The 20608-nt window shown below is 69.6% G+C and carries 17 protein-coding genes and 1 tRNA gene; 8 read left to right on the plus strand and 10 right to left on the minus strand.

The features are described 5' to 3' along the window. The first annotated feature begins 70 nt into the window (after positions 1-70). Genes AQI94_RS01100 through AQI94_RS01120 form a run of 5 tightly spaced genes read left to right on the plus strand, consistent with a single transcriptional unit; the run spans position 71 to position 6581 of the window. Positions 71-1375, plus strand: a complete 1305-nt coding sequence (locus AQI94_RS01100) for an ABC transporter substrate-binding protein (RefSeq protein ID WP_031040747.1) — start codon at positions 71-73, stop codon at positions 1373-1375. Positions 1376-1388: 13 nt separating this feature from the next. Next, on the plus strand, positions 1389-2366 hold the full coding sequence (locus tag AQI94_RS01105) for a carbohydrate ABC transporter permease (protein ID WP_031040750.1): 978 nt from the start codon (positions 1389-1391) through the stop codon (positions 2364-2366). Beyond that, positions 2363-3256, plus strand: coding sequence for a carbohydrate ABC transporter permease (locus tag AQI94_RS01110; RefSeq protein WP_031040753.1), 894 nt, complete (start codon positions 2363-2365; stop codon positions 3254-3256). The genes AQI94_RS01105 and AQI94_RS01110 overlap by 4 nt, the downstream gene beginning before the upstream one ends. 26 nt (positions 3257-3282) lie before the next feature. Next, on the plus strand, positions 3283-4596 hold the full coding sequence (locus AQI94_RS01115; RefSeq protein WP_031040755.1) for a glycoside hydrolase family 36 protein: 1314 nt from the start codon (positions 3283-3285) through the stop codon (positions 4594-4596). Next, positions 4593-6581, plus strand: coding sequence for a beta-galactosidase (locus tag AQI94_RS01120; RefSeq protein ID WP_031040758.1), 1989 nt, complete (start codon positions 4593-4595; stop codon positions 6579-6581). Before AQI94_RS01115 ends, AQI94_RS01120 begins: the two co-directional genes overlap by 4 nt. An 85-nt stretch (positions 6582-6666) precedes the next feature. On the opposite strand, the gene AQI94_RS01125 is transcribed toward AQI94_RS01120, so the two are convergent. The 4 genes from AQI94_RS01125 to AQI94_RS01140 form a co-directional block, all read right to left on the minus strand. Continuing rightward, complete coding sequence (locus AQI94_RS01125; protein WP_031040761.1) at positions 6667-8106, minus strand: GH1 family beta-glucosidase; 1440 nt, start codon at positions 8104-8106, stop codon at positions 6667-6669. Between the two features lie 120 nt (positions 8107-8226). Beyond that, on the minus strand, positions 8227-9120 hold the full coding sequence (locus AQI94_RS01130; RefSeq protein ID WP_031040764.1) for a carbohydrate ABC transporter permease: 894 nt from the start codon (positions 9118-9120) through the stop codon (positions 8227-8229). Continuing rightward, positions 9117-10145: a carbohydrate ABC transporter permease gene (locus AQI94_RS01135; RefSeq protein WP_020123272.1), complete on the minus strand. Its 1029-nt coding sequence runs from the start codon at positions 10143-10145 to the stop codon at positions 9117-9119. Before AQI94_RS01135 ends, AQI94_RS01130 begins: the two co-directional genes overlap by 4 nt. Next, positions 10142-11467, minus strand: coding sequence for an ABC transporter substrate-binding protein (locus tag AQI94_RS01140; RefSeq protein WP_031040769.1), 1326 nt, complete (start codon positions 11465-11467; stop codon positions 10142-10144). Before AQI94_RS01140 ends, AQI94_RS01135 begins: the two co-directional genes overlap by 4 nt. A gap of 355 nt (positions 11468-11822) precedes the next feature. On the opposite strand from AQI94_RS01140, the gene AQI94_RS01145 reads away from it, so the two are divergent. After that, a complete protein-coding gene (locus AQI94_RS01145; RefSeq protein ID WP_031040772.1) occupies positions 11823-12878 on the plus strand; it encodes a LacI family DNA-binding transcriptional regulator in 1056 nt (351 codons plus the stop codon). 93 nt (positions 12879-12971) lie between these two features. On the opposite strand, the gene AQI94_RS01150 is transcribed toward AQI94_RS01145, so the two are convergent. Further along, the gene (locus AQI94_RS01150) at positions 12972-13868 is read right to left on the minus strand and encodes an SDR family oxidoreductase (protein ID WP_031040775.1); all 897 of its coding nucleotides are present in this window, start codon (positions 13866-13868) and stop codon (positions 12972-12974) included. Between the two features lie 181 nt (positions 13869-14049). On the opposite strand from AQI94_RS01150, the gene AQI94_RS01155 reads away from it, so the two are divergent. Next, positions 14050-14880 carry a LysR family transcriptional regulator gene (locus AQI94_RS01155; RefSeq protein ID WP_051831970.1) on the plus strand — a complete coding sequence of 277 codons (831 nt, stop codon included), beginning with the start codon at positions 14050-14052 and terminating at the stop codon, positions 14878-14880. A 49-nt stretch (positions 14881-14929) separates the two neighbouring features. On the opposite strand, the gene AQI94_RS01160 is transcribed toward AQI94_RS01155, so the two are convergent. From AQI94_RS01160 to AQI94_RS01175, 4 genes are all read right to left on the minus strand, one after another. Further along, a tRNA-His gene (locus tag AQI94_RS01160) sits at positions 14930-15005 on the minus strand. 77 nt (positions 15006-15082) lie between these two features. Further along, on the minus strand, positions 15083-15685 hold the full coding sequence (gene orn / locus AQI94_RS01165; protein ID WP_037941700.1) for an oligoribonuclease: 603 nt from the start codon (positions 15683-15685) through the stop codon (positions 15083-15085). 103 nt (positions 15686-15788) lie between these two features. After that, positions 15789-17018, minus strand: coding sequence for a GlxA family transcriptional regulator (locus tag AQI94_RS01170; protein ID WP_031040785.1), 1230 nt, complete (start codon positions 17016-17018; stop codon positions 15789-15791). 377 nt (positions 17019-17395) lie between these two features. Next, complete coding sequence (locus tag AQI94_RS01175; protein WP_031040788.1) at positions 17396-17701, minus strand: hypothetical protein; 306 nt, start codon at positions 17699-17701, stop codon at positions 17396-17398. A gap of 334 nt (positions 17702-18035) precedes the next feature. Here AQI94_RS01175 and AQI94_RS01180 point away from each other — a divergent pair, with 334 nt between their 5' ends. Continuing rightward, a complete protein-coding gene (locus AQI94_RS01180; protein WP_020123262.1) occupies positions 18036-18563 on the plus strand; it encodes a universal stress protein in 528 nt (175 codons plus the stop codon). A 224-nt stretch (positions 18564-18787) separates the two neighbouring features. Here AQI94_RS01180 and glmS read toward each other — a convergent pair whose 3' ends face one another. Then, positions 18788-20605: a glutamine--fructose-6-phosphate transaminase (isomerizing) gene (gene glmS, locus AQI94_RS01185; protein WP_031040791.1), complete on the minus strand. Its 1818-nt coding sequence runs from the start codon at positions 20603-20605 to the stop codon at positions 18788-18790. Positions 20606-20608: the final 3 nt, after the last annotated feature.

Here is a 20608-nt window from a genome sequence, read left to right on the forward strand (position 1 = left end):
TGGTTTCTGGTCGATTACGACTGGTCTCCGAATCCCTCCGTGACTGAACCCCTGCCTTCAGGAGCCGTCCATGCGTGACCTCTCGTCTTCCCTTCCCTCGCCCAGCCGTCGTGGTGTGCTCAAGGGGGTGGGTGGTGCCGCCCTGCTCGGTGCGGGCATACCGTTGCTGTCCGCCTGTGGCAGCAGCGGCAGCTCCAGCGACCCGAAGACCGTGAGTCTTGGGTCGAACGCGTCGGACGCGGTGCCGAAGAAGGCGTTCGCCGAGATCTACGCGGCCTTCCAGAAGCAGTCCGGGATCACGGTCGACGTGAACACCAAGGACCACAACACCTTCCAGGAGCAGATCAACTCCTACCTCCAGGGCACGCCGGACGACGTGTTCAACTGGTTCGCCGGGTACCGGATGCAGTTCTTCGCGGCCAAGAACCTCGCCTCCCCGATCGACGACGTGTGGGACAAGATCGGGGGCAACTTCCCGGACGCCATGAAGAAGCTGTCCAAGGGCGCGGACGGCAAGTACTACTTCGTGCCGCTGTACACGTACCCGTGGGCGATCTTCTACCGCAAGAGCGTCTTCCAGCAGCACGGCTACGAGGTCCCGACCACGTGGGACCAGTTGGTCGCCCTGTCCAAGCAGATGAAGAAGGACGGCCTGGTCCCGATCGCGTTCGGCGACAAGGACGCCTGGCCGGCGATGGGCACCTTCGACCAGATCAACTTCCGCCTCAACGGCTACGACTTCCACGTCGAGCTGATGGCGGGCAAGGCCGCGTGGACCGACGCCAAGGTCAAGGCCGCCTTCGACCACTGGGCCGAGTTGCTGCCCTACCACCAGGACGGTTTCATGGGCCGCACCTGGCAGGACGCCGCCCAGACGCTGGTGTCCAAGAAGGCCGGCATGTACCTGCTGGGCTCCTTCGTGGCGCAGCAGTTCACCAACAAGGCGGACCTGGACGACCTGGACTTCTTCGCCTTCCCGGAGATCAACCCCGCCTACGGCCAGGACACCGTGGAGGCGCCCACCGACGGCTTCATGGTCTCCAAGGCGCCGAAGAACAAGGCCGGCGTCACCAAGCTGCTGGAGTACCTGGGCACCCCGGCCGCGGAGCAGATCTACCTCAAGGCCGACTCCAGCGTGGTGGCCGCCTCCAGCAAGGCCGACACCTCCTCGTACACGCCGCTGCAGAAGAAGGCGTACGAGATGATCTCCGGAGCCAAGAGCCTGACCCAGTTCATGGACCGCGACTCGCGCCCCGACTTCACCTCGACGGTGATGCAGCCCGCGCTGCAGAAGTTCCTCCAGAACCCCAAGGGCGTCGACAGTCTGCTGGCCTCGATCGAACGCCAGAAGAAGACGATCTTCGCGTCCTCCTGAGCTGAGCGGCTGAATGACTACCGACATCAACACGAAGAGCCCGGAGGCGGCCGCTATGCCGCCTTCGGGCCCTGCCCCTGTCAAGCGGGTCCCGCGTGGCCACAAGCGCCTGCTGACCCGCCGTGACCGCATCACGCTCTCCTTCATGGCGGGTGTGCCCACGGTCCTGCACGTGCTCCTGGTCTGGGTCACCGCGCTGGCGTCGATCGCGCTGGCCTTCACCAGCTGGGACGGCATCGGCTTCGACTCCATCAAGTGGGTCGGACTGGACAACTTCAAGCAGTTGTTCACCGACAACCCGCAGTTCTGGCCCGCGGTCGAGCACAACATCATCTGGTTCGTCGTGCTCATCCTGATCCCGACGCCCTTCGGTCTGTTCCTGGCCGTCCAGCTGGACAAGAACATCCGCTTCTCCCGCGTCTACCAGACCGCGTTCTTCCTGCCCGTCGTGGTCTCGCTCGCGGTGACCGGGTTCGTGTGGCAGCTGGTCTACAACCCCGACACCGGCCTGATCAACAGCCTGATCGGGGCGAACAAGCCCGGCCACTACATCGACTGGATCGGCGACCCCAAGCTGAACCTGTGGGCGGTGCTGATCGCCGCGTCCTGGCGGCACACCGGCTACATGATGATCCTCTACCTGGCCGGCCTCAAGGGCGTCGACCCGTCCCTGCGCGAGGCCTCCTCGCTGGACGGCGCCAACGAGTGGCAGACGTTCAAGAACGTCATCTTCCCCACGCTGCGCCCCACCAACACCGTCGTCCTGGTCGTCACGATCATCGAAGCCCTGCGCGCCTTCGACCTGGTGTTCGTCTTCAACAAGGGTGCCCAGGGCACCGAACTGCTGTCGATCCTGATCACCAACAACATCATCGGTGAGTCCAGCCGGATCGGTTACGGCTCCGCGATCGCCGTGGTCCTGCTGGTCATCTCCCTCGCGGTCATCATCCCGTACCTGATCGCGACCTTCCGCAAGGAGCGCCGCGCATGAGCACCCTGACCGCCGGCGCCCCGGCCGAACAGCGCACCCCGCTGCGCCCGGCCCGGATCCTGCTGCACGTGTTCCTGGCCGGCACCGCGCTGGCCTGGCTCGCGCCCCTGCTGTGGGCGGTCTTCGCCGCCCTCAGGCCCTACTCGGAGACCAGCAACAAGGGCTATGTGTCCTGGCCGGACAAGCTGACGTTCGACAACTTCACGAACGCCTTCGAGCAGTCCGACATGCTGCACTACTTCGGCAACACCCTGATCATCGCGGTGCCGTCCGTGCTGATCACCCTGCTGCTGTCGTCGATGGTCGCGTTCTACGTCTCCCGCTTCGACTTCCGCCTCAACATCGCCCTGCTGCTCGTCTTCACCGCCGGCAACCTGCTGCCCCAGCAGGTCATCATCACCCCGCTGTACCGCCTGTACCTGCTCATCGACCTGCCCGGCATCACCATGAGCGGCAAGCTCTACGACTCCGCGCTGGGCCTGGTCCTCATCCACGTCGCCTTCCAGTCCGGGTTCTGCGCCTTCGTGCTCAGCAACTACATGCGGATGCTGCCGCACGAGCTGACGGAGGCCGCCCTGGTCGACGGCGCCTCGGTGTGGCGGATGTACTGGCAGATCGTGCTGCCGCTGTGCAAGCCGGCCATGGCCGCCCTGGGGACGTTGCTGTCCATCTGGATCTACAACGACTTCTTCTGGGCCATCGTGCTGATCTCCACCGGCGAGAACATGCCCATCACCTCCGCCCTGAACAACCTCTCCGGCCAGTACTTCACCGACCCCAACCTGGTCGCCGCCGGCGCCCTGCTCACCGCGATCCCCACCCTGATCGTGTACTTCGTCCTCCAGCGCCAGTTCGTCAGCGGACTGACCCTCGGCGCCAACAAGGGCTGACCGCCCGCACCTGAGAGAGAACCCCCGTGCCCCACCCCTTCACCCCGCTCGCCTCCGTGCCCGTGGACCCGCTCAGGGCCCGCGTGCACGAGGAGGGCTGGCAGTCCTGGAGCCCCAGCGGCACGTACGCCCTCGGCGACAAGCCGTACCGCCCGACGAACGACAACTGGGCGACGGTCTGCTACCGGCCAGGCGTCACCGTGCCCGAAGGCGCCTTCCAGGGCGAGGGCCTGCTGGCGCTCGACCCGGGCGACGGATCGCCGGTACGGCTGTGGGCGGCGACGGACCCCACGCGTGAGGTCCCGTCGATCCGTCTGGTCGCCGAAGGCTCCGTGGCGGAGGTCCTGGCCGACGGCCCGGTGAAGGAGTTCACCGGCACCGCCATCCAGTCGGTGCTGGCCGAGTGGGCCGCCGAGCTCGGGGTCCGGACCCTCCGCCCGGCGCCCACCGTCTGGTGTTCCTGGTACGAGTACTTCACCGGCGTCACCGAGGACGACATCCACGAGAACCTCCGCGCGATGGACACCCTCGACCTGCCCGTCGACGTCGTCCAGATCGACGACGGCTACCAGAAGGCCCTGGGCGACTGGCTCACCCTCTCCGGCCGCTTCCGCTCCCGCGCGGGCATCGCCGACGCGATCCGGGCGCGGGGGCGGCGGGCCGGCATCTGGACGGCTCCCTTCCTGGTCGACCCGGCCAGTGACCTGGCCGCCGAGCACCCCGACTGGCTGGTCGAGGACCTCGACGGAGGCTTCCTGCACGCCGGCCGCAACTGGGGCCACGACCTGTGCGTCCTGGACACCACCCACCCCGAGGCGGCGCGGTACCTGGCCTCGGTCTTCAGGACCCTGGTGTCCGAGGGCTACGACTACTTCAAGGTCGACTTCCTGTACGCGGGAGCGCTGGAAGGCGTACGGCACTCCGCCGCCGACGCCCTCACGGCGTACCGCTCCGGCATCGAGCTGATCCGCGAGGCGATCGGCGAGGACGCCTACCTGCTCGGCTGCGGGGCGCCCGTGCTGCCCTCCATCGGCCTGTTCGACGCGATGCGGGTCAGCCCCGACACGGCCCCGCACCGGCGTTCCGAGGCCGACGACTACAGCCAGCCGGGTCAGGACCCGGCCGAGTTCACCGGCGCCGGCCGCCAGTGGCAGCACGGCCGGCTCTGGGTCAACGACCCCGACTGCCTGATGGCCCGCCCGGCCGTGGAGACCCGCGAGCGCTGGGCGGCCCACGTGGAGGCGACGGGCGGCCTGATGGCGTCGAGCGACCGGCTGCTGTCCCTGGACCCGTGGGGCGTGGAGACGACCCGCCGACTGCTCGGCGGAGACGTCCGATGATCGCCGAGGGCATCGCCTACGGCGGCGACTACAACCCGGAGCAGTGGCCCGAGGAGGTCTGGGCCGAGGACGTACGCCTCATGCGCGAGGCGGGCGTGACCATGGTCAGCGTCAACATCTTCGCGTGGGCGCTCCTCGAACCCCGCGAGGGCACCTACGACTTCTCCCGCCTCGACAGGATCCTCGCCCTGCTCCACGAGCACGGCATCGCCGCCGACCTGGCCACCCCGACCGCGGCCCCGCCGGCCTGGTTCTTCCGCGCCCACCCGCAGGCGCTGCCGGTCGACAAGGACGGCCGGAGACTGTCGTACGGCAGCCGCCAGACCTTCTGCCCCTCCAGCCCCGCCTACCGGGAGGCCGCCCTGCGGATCGCCCGGGTCCTCGGGGAGCGGTACGCCGACCACCCGGCGGTCGTGATGTGGCACATCCACAACGAGTACGGCTGCCACAACGCGGAGTGCTACTGCGATGTGAGCGCGGCAGCGTTCCGGGTGTGGCTGCGCGCGAAGTACGGCGACCTGGACGCCCTCAACGACGCCTGGGGCACGACCTTCTGGAGCCAGTGGTACTACGACTGGGAGGAGATCCTCCCGCCCCGCGCCACCGGTGCCGTGCCCAACCCGACCCACCAGCTGGACTGGCGGCGCTTCTGCAGCGACGAGCTGCTGGCCCTGTGCACGGCGGAGCGGGAGGTGCTGCGGCAGGCCGCTCCCTCGATCCCCGCCACCACCAACTTCATGGTGATGTACAACTTCGACGCGCTGGACTACTGGCGCTGGGCGCCGGAGCTGGACGTCGTCTCCAACGACCACTATCTGTGGTCGGCGGATCCCGAGTCGGAGATCGACATCGCGCTCAGCGGCGACCTGGTCCGGTCGCTGGCGGGCGGCCCGTGGCTGCTGATGGAGCACTCGACCGGCGCGGTGAACTGGCAGCCGGTCAACCGGGCCAAGACCGCGGGGGAGTTGCGCCGCAACGCCCTGGCCCACGTCGCCCGGGGCGCCGACGGCATCGCCTACTTCCAGTGGCGGGCCGCGAAGGCGGGCGCCGAGCAGTGGCACTCGGCGATGCTCCCGCACGCGGGCACCGACAGCCAGATCTGGCGTGACGTGGTCGCGTTGGGCGCGGACCTGAAGGCGCTCGCGGAGGTGCGGGGCAGCACCAGCCCCGCCTCGGTCGCCGTCGTCTGGGACTGGAACGCCCGCTGGGCCCTGGAACTGCCCTCCCAGCCCAGTGAGTCGGTGCGCTACCTCGACCTGGTCCGCGCCTGGTACGAGCCGCTGTGGCGCTCCGGCGTGGCCGTGGACTTCGTCCACCCGTCGGCGGACCTGTCGCGGTACCGGCTCGTCCTCGCCCCCGCCCTCTACCTGGTCGACGACGAGGGCGCGGCGAACCTGACGGACTTCGCCGCGGGCGGCGGCACCCTGGTCGTCGGCTTCCACAGCGGGGCCGTCGACACCAACTGCCATGTCCGACTGGGCGGTTACCCGGGCGCGTTCCGGGAGCCCCTCGGCGTCCGCACGGACGAACTCTTCCCGCTGCTGCCCGGCGAGTCCCTGGACCTGAGCGACGGCGGCACCGCGACCCTGTGGTCGGAGCGGGTGCACCTGGAAGGCGCCGAGGCCGTCACCTCGTACACCTCGGGCCCCCTGACCGGAGTCCCGGCGGTCACCCGGCACCCCTACGGCGAGGGGGTGGCCTGGTACCTGGCCACCCACCCGGACCCGTCGACCCTCACGGATCTGCTGGACCGCATCCGCACCGAGGCGGGTGTGACACCGGTACGGGAGACACCGGCGGGCCTGGAGACGGTGCTGCGCAGGGGCGAGGACGCGGACTACCTCTTCCTGATCAACCATGGTGAGCGAACCGCCGACGTACAAGTGGCCGCGCGGGCGACCGAGTTGCTGAGCGGCAAGCGCGTCGACGGCGGCTGTGTGTCGGTGCCGCCGGGCGATGTCGTGGTCGTGCGGGAACCACGCTGACACGACCTCGGTGAACGGCGGGGCGCGGCACCCCCCTCGGCTGCCGCGCCCCTTCCCCGTCCCCCGTCCCCCGTCCTAGTGGTGGCTACGGGATGCTGTGGACCTCCGGGAGGGTGCCGCTGCGTGCCGCCCGGCCGTACCAGAGGGCACTGGACTTGGGTGTCCGTTCCAGCGTGGTGTAGTCGACGTAGACCGCCCCGAACCGCTTCTCGTAGCCGTACGCCCACTCGAAGTTGTCCAGCAGGGACCACAGGTAGTAGCCACGGACGTCCGCGCCGTCGGTGATGGCGCGGCGGACCGCGGCCAGGTGGCCGTGCAGATAGGAGATCCGCTCGGGGTCGTGGACGCGGCCGTCGGGGTCGGGCTTGTCGTCGTAGGCCGCGCCGTTCTCGGTGATGTACAGCGGCAGCCCCGGCGCCTCGCGCGTGTAGCGCATGATCAGGTCGTGCAGGCCCGTCGGGTCGATCGTCCAGCCCATCTCCGTGCGCTCGCCCGGCGTCTGGTGGAACGTGACGTCGTCCGCGCCCGGCCACGGGGAGTGCGCGCTGCTGCCGTGACCGTCGGCGCGCGGCCCGCTGGTCTCCGCGTCGGCGGCCGACACCAGCGCGGGCGTGTAGTAGTTCAGGCCCAGCGCGTCGAGCGGCTGGTGGATCAGGGCCAGGTCACCGTCCTCGACGAACGACCAGTCCGTGATCAGTTCCGTCGCCGCGAACAGCGTCTGCGGATACGCGCCGTGCAGGATCGGGCCGTGGAAGACGCCGTTGGCCAGGTCGTCTATCTTCTGCGCCGCCGCCAGGTCCGCCGGGTCCTGCGAGAGGGGCCTGACGACCGAGGAGTTGAGGCTGAGCGCCACCGAGTTGCGGGCCGGCATCGAGGCGCGCAGGGCCGACGTGCCGAGCCCGTGCGCCAGGTTGAGGGTGTGCGCCGCCTTCAGCGAGGCCGCGGGGTCCGTACGGCCCGGCGCGTGCACTCCGGAGGCGTAGCCCAGGAAGGCCGCGCACCAGGGCTCGTTGAGGGTGATCCACTGCTCCACCCGGTCGCCGAGCGCCTCCGCGACGATCTGCGCGTACTCCGCGAACCGGTACGCCGTGTCGCGCTCCGGCCAGCCGCCCGCGTCCTCCAGCTCCTGGGGCAGGTCCCAGTGGTAGAGCGTGACGGCCGGCTTGATGCCGTGCGCGAGGAGCTCGTCCACAAGCCGGCGGTAGAAGTCCAGACCCCGCTGGACCGCGGGGCCGCGGCCGGTCGGCTGCACCCGGGACCAGGAGACCGAGAAGCGGTACGCCGTCAGACCGAGGTCGGCCATGAGCGCCACGTCGTCGCGGTAGCGGTGGTAGTGGTCGACAGCGATGTCACCGTGCTCACCGCCCGCCGTCTTGCCCGGGGTGTGGCTGAAGGTGTCCCAGATGGAGGGCGTACGGCCGTCCTCCCGCACCGCCCCCTCGATCTGGTAGGCGGAGGTCGCGGCTCCCCACAGGAAGGCCGGGGGAAAGGTCACCGGGGTCGCCGGCGATTCGGGTTCAGGCATGGAAGCGCTCCCATTGGAGGTCGTCGGACCGACGGATGGAGGGGGGAGGAGGAGAGACAGGGGCCGAAGCGGCGGCGGCCCGGCCCCGGAAGACGTGCGGGAGAAACCGTACGACGGGCGTCAGCCCTTGATCGCGCCCTGCATGATGCCGCCCACGATCTGCTTGCCGAACAGGAGGAAGGCGATCAGCAGCGGCAGCGTGCCGAGGAACGCGCCCGCCATGATCACGGCCTGGTCGGGGACATAGCCGGTGCCGAGCGAGTTCAGCGCCACCTGCACGGTCGGGTTCTGCTGGTTCAGGGCGATGATCGGCCACAGGAAGTCGTTCCAGGCGAACACGAAGGTCAGCAGCCCGAGCACGGCCATCGCCGGCCGCGCCGCCGGGAAGACCACGTGCCACACCACCCGGATGCTGCTCGCCCCGTCCACCCGGGCCGCCTCGATCAGCTCGGTGGGCAGCGCCTGCACCAGGTACTGCCGCATGAAGAAGGTGCCGAAGGCCGTCACGAGGGTCGGCAGGATGACCGTCTGGAGCTGGTTCGACCAGCCGAGGTCCGCCATCCACAGATACAGCGGTACGACCGCCAGCTGCGGCGGGATCATCATCGTGCCGATGGTCAGCAGCAGCAGGAAGCCCGAGAACCTGAACCGCAGCTTGGCGAAGGCGAACCCGGCCAGCGTGGAGAACAGCACCGTGCTGATCGTGATGGCGCCCGCCACGACCACGCTGTTCAGCATCGCCGTGCCGAGACCGGCCTCGTCCCACGCGGTCTGCATGTTCTTGAACAGGTTCCCGCCGAACCACAGCGGCGGCGGGGTCTCCGCGAGCCTGCGGTCGGTGCGCGAGGCCGCGATCGCGGTCCACACCAGGGGAGCCAGCGAGACCAGCGCGAAGACCGCCAGGACCAGATAGGTCACCGGGCCCGCGTGCAGCTGCTTGCCCGCGCCCATCACCCGGCGGGACCGGCGCCCCTCCTTACGGACCTGAGGCAACGTCAGTTCACTGGTGGTCATTGGGACTTCCTCAGACGTCGGGTGACCAGCAGATTGATCGCGGCGATGATCAACAGGATCAGGAACATCGACCAGGCGATCGCGGACGCCTTGCCGAGGTTGCCGATGATCCAGCCCTGGTCGTACATGTACAGGCCGAGCGTCTGGTACTGGTGCTCGGAGCCGCCCTTGGAACCGCTCACCCCGCCGAACAGCAGGGGCTCACCGAAGAGCTGGGTCGCGCCGATGGTGGAGACGACCACCGTGAACAGGATGGTCGGCCTCAGCTGCGGGACCGTCACATGGAGGAACTGCTGCCAGCGGTTGGCCCCGTCGATCGCCGCCGACTCGTACAGATCGGCCGGGATCGCCTGCATCGCCGCGAGGTAGATCAGCGCGTTGTAGCCGGTCCACCGCCAGATCACGATCGAGGACACCGCGAACTGCGAACCCCAGTCGGACTCACGCCAGTTGATCGGGTCGATGCCGACGAAGTCGAGCAGCCAGTTGACCATGCCGCCGTCCCACGAGTACAGCAGCGTGAAGACGAGGGTCGCGGCCGCCACCGAGGTGGCGTACGGGGTCAGCATCACGACCCGCCACACGGTCGAGCCGCGCAGCCGGTAGTTGAGCATGTGGGCGAGGCCGATCGCCGCCATCAGCTGCGGGACGGTCGAGATCAGGCCGATGGTGAAGGTGTTCTTGAGGGCGTTCCAGAAGAAGTCCGAGCTGAGCAGGTTCTTGTAGTTGTCCAGGCCCGCCCAGGTCTGGGTGTCCAGCGAGGACAGCTGCACGTCGTGCAGCGAGTACCAGGCCGTGTACAGCAGCGGGACGAGCGAGAACGCCCCGAAGATCACGAAGAAGGGGGCGATGAACACGTACGGAGACGCCTTCATGTCCCAGCGGTACAGCCGGCTGCGCCAGGGGCCCTTGCCCTCGGGCGGCGTACCGCGACCGTCAGCGCCCCGGGCCGCGCCCGGCTGGGAGCCGGGCGCGGCCTCGACGCTCGACGCGGGATGCGCGAGTGCCTGCTTGGGGCTTGTCACTGGCCGAGCACGTCCTTGATCTCGTTCGTGGCAGCGTCCCAGCCCTGCTCGGGGGACTTGCCCTTCTGCTCGACCTGGAGGATGCCGATGTCGGTCAGCGCGGTGTTGATCGGCTGGTCCTTGATACCGAAGACCTGCGCCGGGATCGTCTTCGCCGAGTCGGAGAAGATCTGCGTGATCGGCGCGCTGCTGAAGTACTCCGTGGTGGCGGTGGCGGGCTTCAGGGTCGAGTACGCCGACGGGGTCGACGGGAAGCTGGCCTGCTTGGCGAAGACCTTGGCCTGCTGCTCGGGCGCCGTCAGCCACTTGGCCAGCGCGACGGCCTCCTTCTGGTGCTTGCCGGCCGTCGGCACACCGATGAACGAACCGCCCCAGTTGCCCGCGGTCGGCGCGGCCGCCACGTCCCACTTGCCCTTGCCGGCCTCACCCGACTTCTCCTGGATGTAGCCGATCATCCAGGCGGGGCAGGCCACCGTGGCGAAGGAGGCGTTCGCGTAGCCCTGGTCCCACGGCTTGTCGAACTGCTTGAGCTTCGCCGACATGTTGCTCGTCGCCACGGACATCGCGACGTCCCAGGCGTTCTTCACGCCGGCGGACTTGTCCCAGACGACCTTGCCGCTCTTGTCGTAGTAGCGCTCGCTCTCACCGTTGAGGACCGCGTTGTAGACGGAGGAGGCCGAGTCCACGAACTTGGTGCCGCTCGGCGCCTTCTTCATGTACTGCTTGCCGAGGTCGACGTACTTGTTCCAGTCGCCCTTCCACTGTGCGGCGAGCTTGGTGCGGTCGGTCTCCAGACCGGCCTTCTGGAACAGGTCCTTGCGGTAGCAGATCGCCATCGGGCCGATGTCGGTGCCGAGCCCGATCAGCTTGCCGTCCGCGGTGGTGGCCTGGGCGTTCTTCCAGTCCAGCCACTGCGACTTGTCGACGTCCTTGCCGAGGTCGACGAACTTGGAGCCCTGCGTCTGCACGGCCTCGGTGATGTTGCCGACCTCGATGGCCTGGATGTCGTCGGTGCCGGAACCGGCCTGGAGCCGGGTGAGGACCTTCGGCCAGTAGACGTCGGTGCGGGTGGTCACGTTCTCCTTGATGGTGATGTCCGGGTGCAGCTTCTGGTACTCGTCGTAGAGACCGGCCTGCTTGTAACCGAAGACCCCGAAGGTGCCGACCGTCAGCGTGGTCTTACCGCCGCCGGAGTTGTTGCCCGAGCCCGACGAGTCGCCGTCGTCGGAGTCGCCGGCGCAGCCGGCCAGCACTCCCGTGGTCAGTGCGGCGACGGCCGCCAGGGCCAACAGCCGGTGGGACCGGCGGGTAGTCGTGCGCATTGCGTCCTCCTGTTGCCTGACGTGCCGACCCCCCGGCCAACTGCGTTGTTGGGCCCTTTGGTTCATGCTGCGGCTCGGGCGGGGAACGTGCGGGATGTTTATGTGTCAGGTACCGTGGGAGCGCTCCCACAAGTGATGTGTTGAAGGTTCGCGGGTCGGAGCGAGGGTGTCAAGGGAGTGGGCGAGGAGAGATGCCTTCAGTTATCAGCCCGTTAACTGGACCCACTCGGCACGGCCGTCGCTCGCGCGGACGGCCGTCCGGAGCGGGGGGTGGCGGCCCCCGCGACAGTCACGTCCGCACGCGGGACTGTTAAATTCCAGGCCAGCTTAGATACACGGTGGGAAGGCGGAGCCCATGGCAAGCCACGGAGCGCGGAGCCGAAGCGGTGGCCGGCCCACCCTTGAGGAGGTCGCCGCGCGCGCCGGCGTGGGCCGGGGCACCGTGTCCCGGGTCATCAACGGCTCGCCGCGGGTCAGTGACGCCACGCGCGCGGCGGTCGAGGCGGCGGTGGCGGAGCTCGGGTACGTCCCGAACACGGCCGCGCGCGCCCTGGCGGCCAACCGGACGAACGCGATCGCGCTGGTCGTGCCCGAGCCGGAGACACGGTTCTTCGCGGAGCCGTACTTCTCGGACATGCTCAAGGGAGTCGGCGCCGAGATCTCGGAAACCGAGATGCAGCTCCTGCTGATCTTCGCGGGCAGCGACCGCGAGCGACGCCGGCTGGCCCAGTACCTGGCCGCGCACCGGGTCGACGGCGTCCTGCTGGTGTCGGTGCACGCCGACGACCCGCTCCCCGACCTGCTGTCCCAGCTGGAGATCCCGGCGGTGATCAGCGGTCCGCGCTCGGCGGGGGAAACGCTCCCGTCCGTGGACTCCGACAACTACGGCGGCGGCCGCTCGGCCGTGGAGCACCTTCTGGCCGGGGGCCGCCGCACGATCGCGCACATCACCGGCCGCCTCGACGTGTACGGCGCCCAGCGGCGCGTCGACGGCTACCGGGACGCGTTGCGCGACGCGGGCCACGAGGTGGACGAGCGGCTGATCGAGCCCGGTGACTTCACCGAGGAGGGCGGCCGGCGGGCGATGACGAACCTGCTGGCCCGCCGTCCCGACCTGGACGCGGTCTTCGCCGGCTCGGACGTCATGGCGGCCGGCGCCCGCCAGGTCCTGCGCGAGGAGGGTCGCGGCATCCCCTCGGACGTGGCCCTGATCGGCTACGACGACTCGGCCATAGCCCGCCACATGGACCCGCCCCTCACCAGCGTCCGCCAGCCCATCGAGGAGATGGGCCGCCACATGATCGACCTGCTGCTCTCGGAGATCGCCGACCGCCGCCCCGCGGTGTCCCGGGAACTCGAGCGCCGCCAGGTGGTCCTGGCCACGGAACTGGTGGCGCGGGCGTCGTCCTGACCTCGATGCCGTCAAGAGGTTGAACGCAAGGATCACGAAAGGCCGGTGGCGCCGGCCTGGACGGTGGCGGGACCGGGCAGTCAGGATGTCTCCTCAGGACGTCTTGAAGTAGTGGCCGGCCTCCAGGTCCGGGATCAGCGCGGGGTGCTCCGGCCGCCAGCCGAGCAGCTCTCGGGTGAGCGCGCCCGAGGCCCGCATGCCGATGGCGGCGAAGCGGCCGAGCCAGCCGAAGTGGTCCGTCGCCTGCTCGGGGGCCACGCTCGTGACCGGCACGCCGAGCCCCCGTCCGACCGTCTCGGCGATCTCGCGGAACGGCACCCCCTCGTCGCCGATCGCGTGCAGCCGCACGCCCACCGGTGCCGCCTCCAGCGCCAGCCGGAACAGCCGGGCCGCGTCGAGCCGGTGGACGGCCGCCCAGTGGTTGGAACCGTCGCCCACCATCGCCGAGACACCCTTGGTGCGGGCGTGGTCGATGAACATGGGCACGAAACCGGTGTCGCCCTCGCCGTGCACGCTCGGGGGGAGCCTCAAAACCATGGAGCTCACCCCGCGCTCGGCCAGCGCGAGCGCCGCGCCCTCCGAGGCGAGCCGGTGATGGCCGGGGGAGCGGGGGTCGGCCGGGTCCTCCTCGGTGCCGACGCGTCCCGGCGCGGTCAGCAGCCCCGAGGTGACCACGAAGGGCTTGCCGGTGTCTTCGAGCACCTCGCCGAGGGCCTCGATCGCCCTGAGGTCGGCCTCGCCGGAAGCGGCCAGAGCGGTGAAGTCGTGGATGAACGCCAGGTGGGCGACCCCGTCCGCCGCCTGTGCGCCCCGGCGCAGGCTGTCGAGGTCGGTCAGGTCCCCGCGGTGCACCTGCGCGCCCGCGGTCTTCAGCGCCTCCGCGGACCGGTCCGAGCGGGCGAGGCCGACGACCTCGTGCCCGGCGTCGAGCAGCTCCCGGGTGACGGCGGAACCGACGAAGCCGGTCGCACCGGTGACGAATACACGCATGGTGATCCTTCGCTGTGAACGGGTGAAGCGGATGAACGGGTGAATGCCTCTTCAGCGTGCGAAGGCAAGGCCGCGGCAGTCCAAAGCCTGTTTCGTATGACGCAATACGGATCAGGCATCACCGCAGGTGGCGGGCGTTATGAGCGGAAGACTGCCGTGCGGGCGGTCGTACGCTTCAGGCATGACCGACCTCGACCTCCGGCTGGTCCGGTACTTCACGGCCGTCGCCGAGCACCGGCACTTCGGCCGGGCCGCCGAAGCGCTGCACATCACGCAGCCGTCGCTGAGCCGGCAGATCCGGCGACTGGAGCAGCAGCTCGGCGCGCGGCTGCTGGAGCGGACCCCGCAGGGGAGCCGGCTCACCGGGGCGGGGGAAGTCTTCCTGCCCCGGGCGAAGGCACTGCTGCGCTCGGCGGCCCAGGCGGCGAGCCTGGCCCGGGCGGCCGCCGAGCCGAGCCGGATCACCGTGGGGTACACGACGGGGATCATCGTCACCCCGGCGGTGCGCGCCCTGCGCGAGCGCTTCCCGGACGCCGACGTCAGGACCGCGCACGTCGACTGGACCGAGCGGACCACGGTCCTGCCCGAGCTCAGGGTCGACGTCCTGGTGACCCGGCTGCCCTTCCCGACCGACGGGGCGCAGGTGACGGTCCTCTACGAGGAGCCCCGGGCGCTGGTGCTCCCGGTCGGCCACCGCCTCGCGGGCAAGGAGTCCGTCACCCTCGACGACATCTCCGACGAGCCGCTGGTCCGGGTGGCCGACGAGACCTGGAACGCGTACTGGCGCATCGATCCCCGTCCGGACGGCCGCCCGGCACCGGACGGCCCGCTGGCCGACGCGCTGGAGGACAAGTTCGAACTCGTCGCCTCCGGACAGGCCCTGGCCATCACGGCCTTGCCCCGGGCCGGAACGCTCCGCCCCGATGTCACCGCGGTCCCGATGCACGGTGTCGAGCCGGCCCATGTGGTCCTCAACGCCGCGCGGACCTTCCTCAAGGCGCCCGGCTCCTGAAACGACCTCAGCCGGTGACCTTGTTTCCAAGGTCACCGGCTGAGGTGATTGGGGTGAGTGACGGGACTTGAACCCGCGGCCACCTGGACCACAACCAGGTGCTCTACCAACTGAGCTACACCCACCATGTTCGGCTGTTCGGATCTCTCCGACCGGCCGAGAAAAAGTGTACAGGGTCCGAAGGGGTGCTCGCGCCCGGCTTTTACCGCCCTGGCAGGACGTGCTTCGCGGCGATCGTCTTCGCGGTCTCGGAGTCGGGTCCGGGCTGCGGGACGAAGATCGCCTCGCGGTAGTAGCGCAGCTCCGCGATGGACTCGCGGATGTCGGCGAGGGCGCGGTGGTTGCCGTTCTTGTCCGGGCTGTTGAAGTAGGCCCGCGGGTACCAGCGCCGGGCGAGCTCCTTGACGGAGCTGACGTCCACGATGCGGTAGTGGAGGTAGTCCTCCAGAGTGGGCATGTCCCTCAGCAGGAAACCGCGGTCGGTGCCGACGGAGTTGCCGCACAGCGGGGCCTTGCCGGGTTCCTTGACGTGCTCGCGGACGTAGGCGAGGACCTGCTCCTCGGCGTCGGCGAGGGTCGTCCCGCCGGCCAGCTCGTCGAGCAGCCCGGACACGGTGTGCATCTGACGCACCACCTCCGGCATCGTCTCCAGCGCCTGGTCCGGCGGGCGGATGACGATGTCCACACCGTCGCCGAGCACGTTGAGCTCGGAGTCGGTGACGAGGGCGGCAACCTCGATGAGCGCGTCGTCGGACAGCGAGAGGCCGGTCATCTCGCAGTCGATCCACACCATGCGATCGTTCATGCGAACACCCTACGGCTGACGTTCGCCTTTGTGGCGCCCCGGGCGGTGCCGGGCGCCTGGAACGCCGGGCGGACCTTCACAGGTCGCGCCCGGCGTCAGGACGTCACGCTCCGCTGCGCTGCCCCGGCAGACTCGCCCGGCCGCCGCCGACGTACAGCTCGCGGCCGTTGTCGGAGGGCGGGCCCACGGGGGCCGGGGTACGGCGGGTCTGCAGCGGTACCGGACCGCTCTCCGGGTGCAGCGGGACGGGCGCGCTGGGCGCGGGACCCGTCGGGCCCCCCATCGGACCGTCGCTGTCCACCGGCCTGTCGCCCTGCGGACGGCGGGCCCGGTACGCGGCCCGGTAGGCGGCCGGGGACGACCCCAGCTGCCGCCGGAAGTGCCCGCGCAGCGCCACCGGTGAGCGGAAGCCACAACGGCCCGCGACCTCGTCCACCGAGTAGTCCGACGTCTCCAGCAGACGCTGTGCCTGCAGCACCCGCTGCGTGATCAGCCACTGCAGAGGGGCCGAACCCGTCAGCGAGCGGAACCGGCGGTCGAACGTACGACGGCTCATGTACGCCCGCGCCGCCAGCGTCTCCACGTCGAACTGTTCGTGGAGGTGCTCCAGCGCCCAGGCGACGACCTCGGCGAGCGGGTCGGCGCCGATCTCCTCGGGTAAAGACCTGTCGAGGTAGCGCTCCTGACCGCCCGAGCGGCGCGGCGGGACCACCAGACGGCGGGCCAGGGCCCCGGCCGCCTCGTTGCCGTGGTCCGTCCGCACGATGTGGAGACAGAGGTCGATTCCGGCCGCGGTACCGGCCGAGGTCAGTACGTCGCCGTCGTCCACGAAGAGTTCTCGTGGATCCACGTGCACCGACGGGTAGCGCTTGGCCAGCGTCGGCGCGTACATCCAGTGTGTCGTCGCGGGGCGGCCGTCCAGCAGGCCAGCCGCCGCCAGTACGAACGCGCCGGTGCACAGTCCTACTATCCGGGCGCCCTCTTCGTGTGCCCGGCGCAGAGCGTCGAGCGCCTCCTCCGGTGGCGGAGAAGTGATCGAGCGCCAGGCCGGTACGACGACCGTGCCCGCGCGTGAGATCGCTTCCAGGCCATGCGGTGCGGTGAGTTCCAGGCCCCCTGTGGTCCGCAGTGGGCCTTCCTCGCCGCCGCACACCAAAAGGCGGTAGCGCGGCACGCCGGCGTCCTGGCGGTCAATCCCGAACACCGACAAAGGTATGGAACTCTCGAAGATGGGGCCGCCGCTGAACAGCAGCACCGCGACGATCTCCTTGCGGCGTCGCCCGGAAAGTTTCCGGGCCGCGGCTTCCGGCGCGGCGGTGGAGTCGTGGCTCATACTGCTAAGCCCCCCTCGGTGGTCGCGGCTCCTCGGTTGTGTCGCTCCTGCACGTTTCCCCTCGGTCCTGCACGAGTCCCCCGCCGTAAGACGTCAAGATCGAATCTACTGTGTCCCGTGCTGTCGGCGTGACCAGTTCGTCATCCGGCAGATTGTCGACTTGGCAACTTGGCGTAAAGCATTCGATCACGAAGCGTTGCACTCGTGGGCCGTGCAGGGAAGTGCGCCTTGTGGCAGTGGCTAATCCACGTAGGGTGCGCGGGGCCTCCCAACCCCTATCCGTGCAGGTGGAACGGGGGTTGGGGGGTGCTTGGACCAAGGGACACGCCCAACGCGGAAGTTGGCTGAAAAGAATCGTCGCGGTGCATGGAAACCGGTCAGCCGACCGGTGTATTTCCCCCGGTGTGACGACCGCCTCGACGGGCCCCGGTGGCGCCCCTGTGGTGACGGCCGCGACGGGGTGTCCGCTCCTGCGCGTGCAGACGGGCCGCGCCGCGCTCCGACTGGCGCAGGAGGATACGGCAGACGGCCGTGACGGCGGCGAGACCGAGGGCGGTGCCCGTCGCGCCGGCCAGCGAGGTGCCGTACCACAGGAGCACCACGGGGACGAGGACGCAGCTGAAGGCCGCCCAGCGGACCACGTCCGTGGTGGAGTCCTCGGCGGGCGGTCGGTGTCCGGTCATCGTGTGCTCCCTGGGGCGTCTCCCTGCGGCGTGGCTCACGGGTTCAACGCCTGTTCGACCCTTCGGTCACTGTGTCGAGGGCCGTCCGGTGGGCCGAGGCGGGGCCGGTGGCGGGAATCCTGTGCAAACCGCCTGTACAACGCAGCAACCATTGCGTTACGGGCGCCCCCTCGTGCATGCTCCCTGGAACCCCCACGGACGGTGGGCGGGCTCTGGGCCAAGCAGGCTTGGCGCCGTACCCTTGGGGGTATGGGGTTGGGAAGATGATTCCCGGACACAGCTCCGCCGCACACTGTCGTCCCTCCCACACAAGGATCACAACGCCGAGACAGCCATGGCCGGTCACGAATTCTTCGAACCAGCGGACCGCAAGCGGCCTGTCGCCGACCCCACGGCGGCCGAGCCCCTGGCGGCGGAAGAGCCACGCCATTCCTGCGACCCCGCCTTCAAGCACGGCGTCGTGGTGGGCTTCGACGGCTCCACGTCCAGCGAGCGCGCTCTCGCCTACGCGATCGGCATGGCCCATCGCTCCGGCTCGGGCCTGATCATCGTGCATGTCGCCAACCGGCTGCCCACCACCGTGTGGGCCGGCTGCGAGCCACCGGTCTTCGTGGACGTGCCCGACCACCGCACCGAGGTGCTCGGCCTGGAGCTCGCCTGCGCGGACTACCTGGCCGAGGTCCCCTGGATCCTCGTCGAGCGCGGCGGGGACATCTGCCACGAACTCGAGGAGGTCGGGCGGGAGTACGAGGCGGACGCGATCGTCGTCGGCTCGACCCACGGCATCGTCGGGCGCATCTTCGGCTCCGTCGCGGGGCGGCTCGCCAAGCGGGCGAAGCGGCCCGTCATCGTCATTCCTTGACGCGCGGTTCTCCCCACGTGCGATGTGTGAACCTACCCGCGCGTAGGGGTGTTTGTGCTTTTGTGAAGGGCATATAGCGGTCACGGGCTGCCGGTTGGGGCGTGACGGCCACCGGTCAGCCGCGCCCGCCGGGGAGTTGGGCGGCTTCCCGGCGACAGAGACGGACCCCCCGTGCCAGGTGGCATCACGTGGGGGTCCGTTCCGTCGGGTGGCCCGTGACGGCCCTACTCCACGGTGACCGACTTCGCGAGGTTCCTGGGCTTGTCGATGTCCCGGCCCAGGGACAAGGCCGTGTGGTAGGCGAGGAGTTGGAGCGGGATGCCCATCAGGATCGGGTCCAGCTCGTCCTCGTTCTTCGGGACGACGATGGTCTCGTCGGCCTTCTCCTGGTGCTGGTGGGCGACCGCGAGGATCTTGCCGCTGCGGGCCTTGATCTCCTCCAGGGCGGCGCGGTTCTTCTCCAGGAGGTCGTCGTCGGGGACGATCGCGACCGTGGGGAGGGCGGGCTCGATCAGGGCCAGCGGGCCGTGCTTGAGCTCGGAGGCGGGGTAGGCCTCCGCGTGGATGTAGGAGACCTCCTTGAGCTTCAGGGAGGCCTCGCGGGCCACCGGGTAGCCCCGGACGCGGCCGATGAAGAGCATCGAGCGGGCCTCGGCGTACTGCTCGGCCAGCTTCTTGATGTGCTCCTCCTGCTCCAGCATCTCGGTGATCTGCGCGGGCAGCTTGCGCAGGCCCTCGATGATCCGCTTGCCGTCGCGGACCGAGAGGTCGCGGGTGCGGCCGAGGTGGAGCGCGAGAAGGGCGAAGGCCACCGTCGTGTTGGTGAAGCACTTGGTGGAGACCACGCAGACCTCGGGGCCCGCGTGCACGTAGATGCCGCCGTCCGCCTCGCGGGCGATCGCCGAGCCGACCACGTTCACGACGCCCAGGACCCGCGCGCCCTTGCGCTTGAGCTCCTGGACGGCCGCGAGGACGTCGTAGGTCTCACCGGACTGGGAGACGGCGATGTAGAGGGTGTCGGGGTCGACGACCGCGTTGCGGTAGCGGAACTCCGAGGCGGGCTCGGCGTCCGCGGGGATGCGGGCCAGCTCCTCGATCATCTGGGCGCCGATCATGCCCGCGTGGTACGAGGTGCCGCAGCCGAGGATCTTCACGCGGCGGATCTGACGGGCCTCGCGGGCGTCCAGGTTCAGGCCGCCGAGGTGCACGGTGGAGAAGCGGTCGTCGATGCGGCCGCGCAGCACGCGGTCCACGGCGTCGGCCTGCTCGTGGATCTCCTTGTGCATGTAGGTGTCGTGGCCGCCCATGTCGTAGGAGGCGGCCTCCCACTCGACGGTGGTGGGCTCGGCCGTCGTACGGGTGCCCTCCGTCGTGTAGGTGCGGAAGTCGTCGGCCTTGAGGGTGGCCATCTCGCCGTCGTCCAGCGTCACGATCTGCCGGGTGTGGGCGACCAGCGCGGCGATGTCCGAGGCGACGAACATCTCCTTCTCGCCGATGCCGAGGACCACCGGGGAGCCGTTGCGGGCCACCACGATGCGGTCGGCGAAGTCGGCGTGCATCACGGCGATGCCGTAGGTGCCCTCGATGACCCGCAGGGTGTCGCGGACCTTGTCCTCCAGCTTCTCCGCCTGGGAGCGCGCGATGAGGTGGACGAGGACCTCGGTGTCGGTCTCGGAGAGGAACTCGACACCGTCCGCCTCCAGCTTGCGGCGCAGGTCGGAGGCGTTGTCGATGATGCCGTTGTGGACGACGGCGACCTTGAGGTCGGCCGACATGTGCGGGTGGGCGTTCACGTCGGAGGGGGCGCCGTGGGTGGCCCAGCGGGTGTGGGCGATGCCGGTGGTGCCCTTGAAGCGGGCCGGGACCTTGGCCTCCAGGTCGCGCACCCGGCCCTTGGCCTTGACCATCTTCAGGCCGGCCGTCTTCGGGGAGCTGACGACGATGCCCGCGGAGTCGTAGCCGCGGTATTCGAGGCGCTGCAGACCCTCCAGGAGCAGCGGGGCGACATCACGCTTCCCGATGTATCCGACAATTCCGCACATATG

The organism is Streptomyces pseudovenezuelae (genome assembly GCF_001513955.1).
GTDB lineage: Bacteria > Actinomycetota > Actinomycetes > Streptomycetales > Streptomycetaceae > Streptomyces > Streptomyces pseudovenezuelae.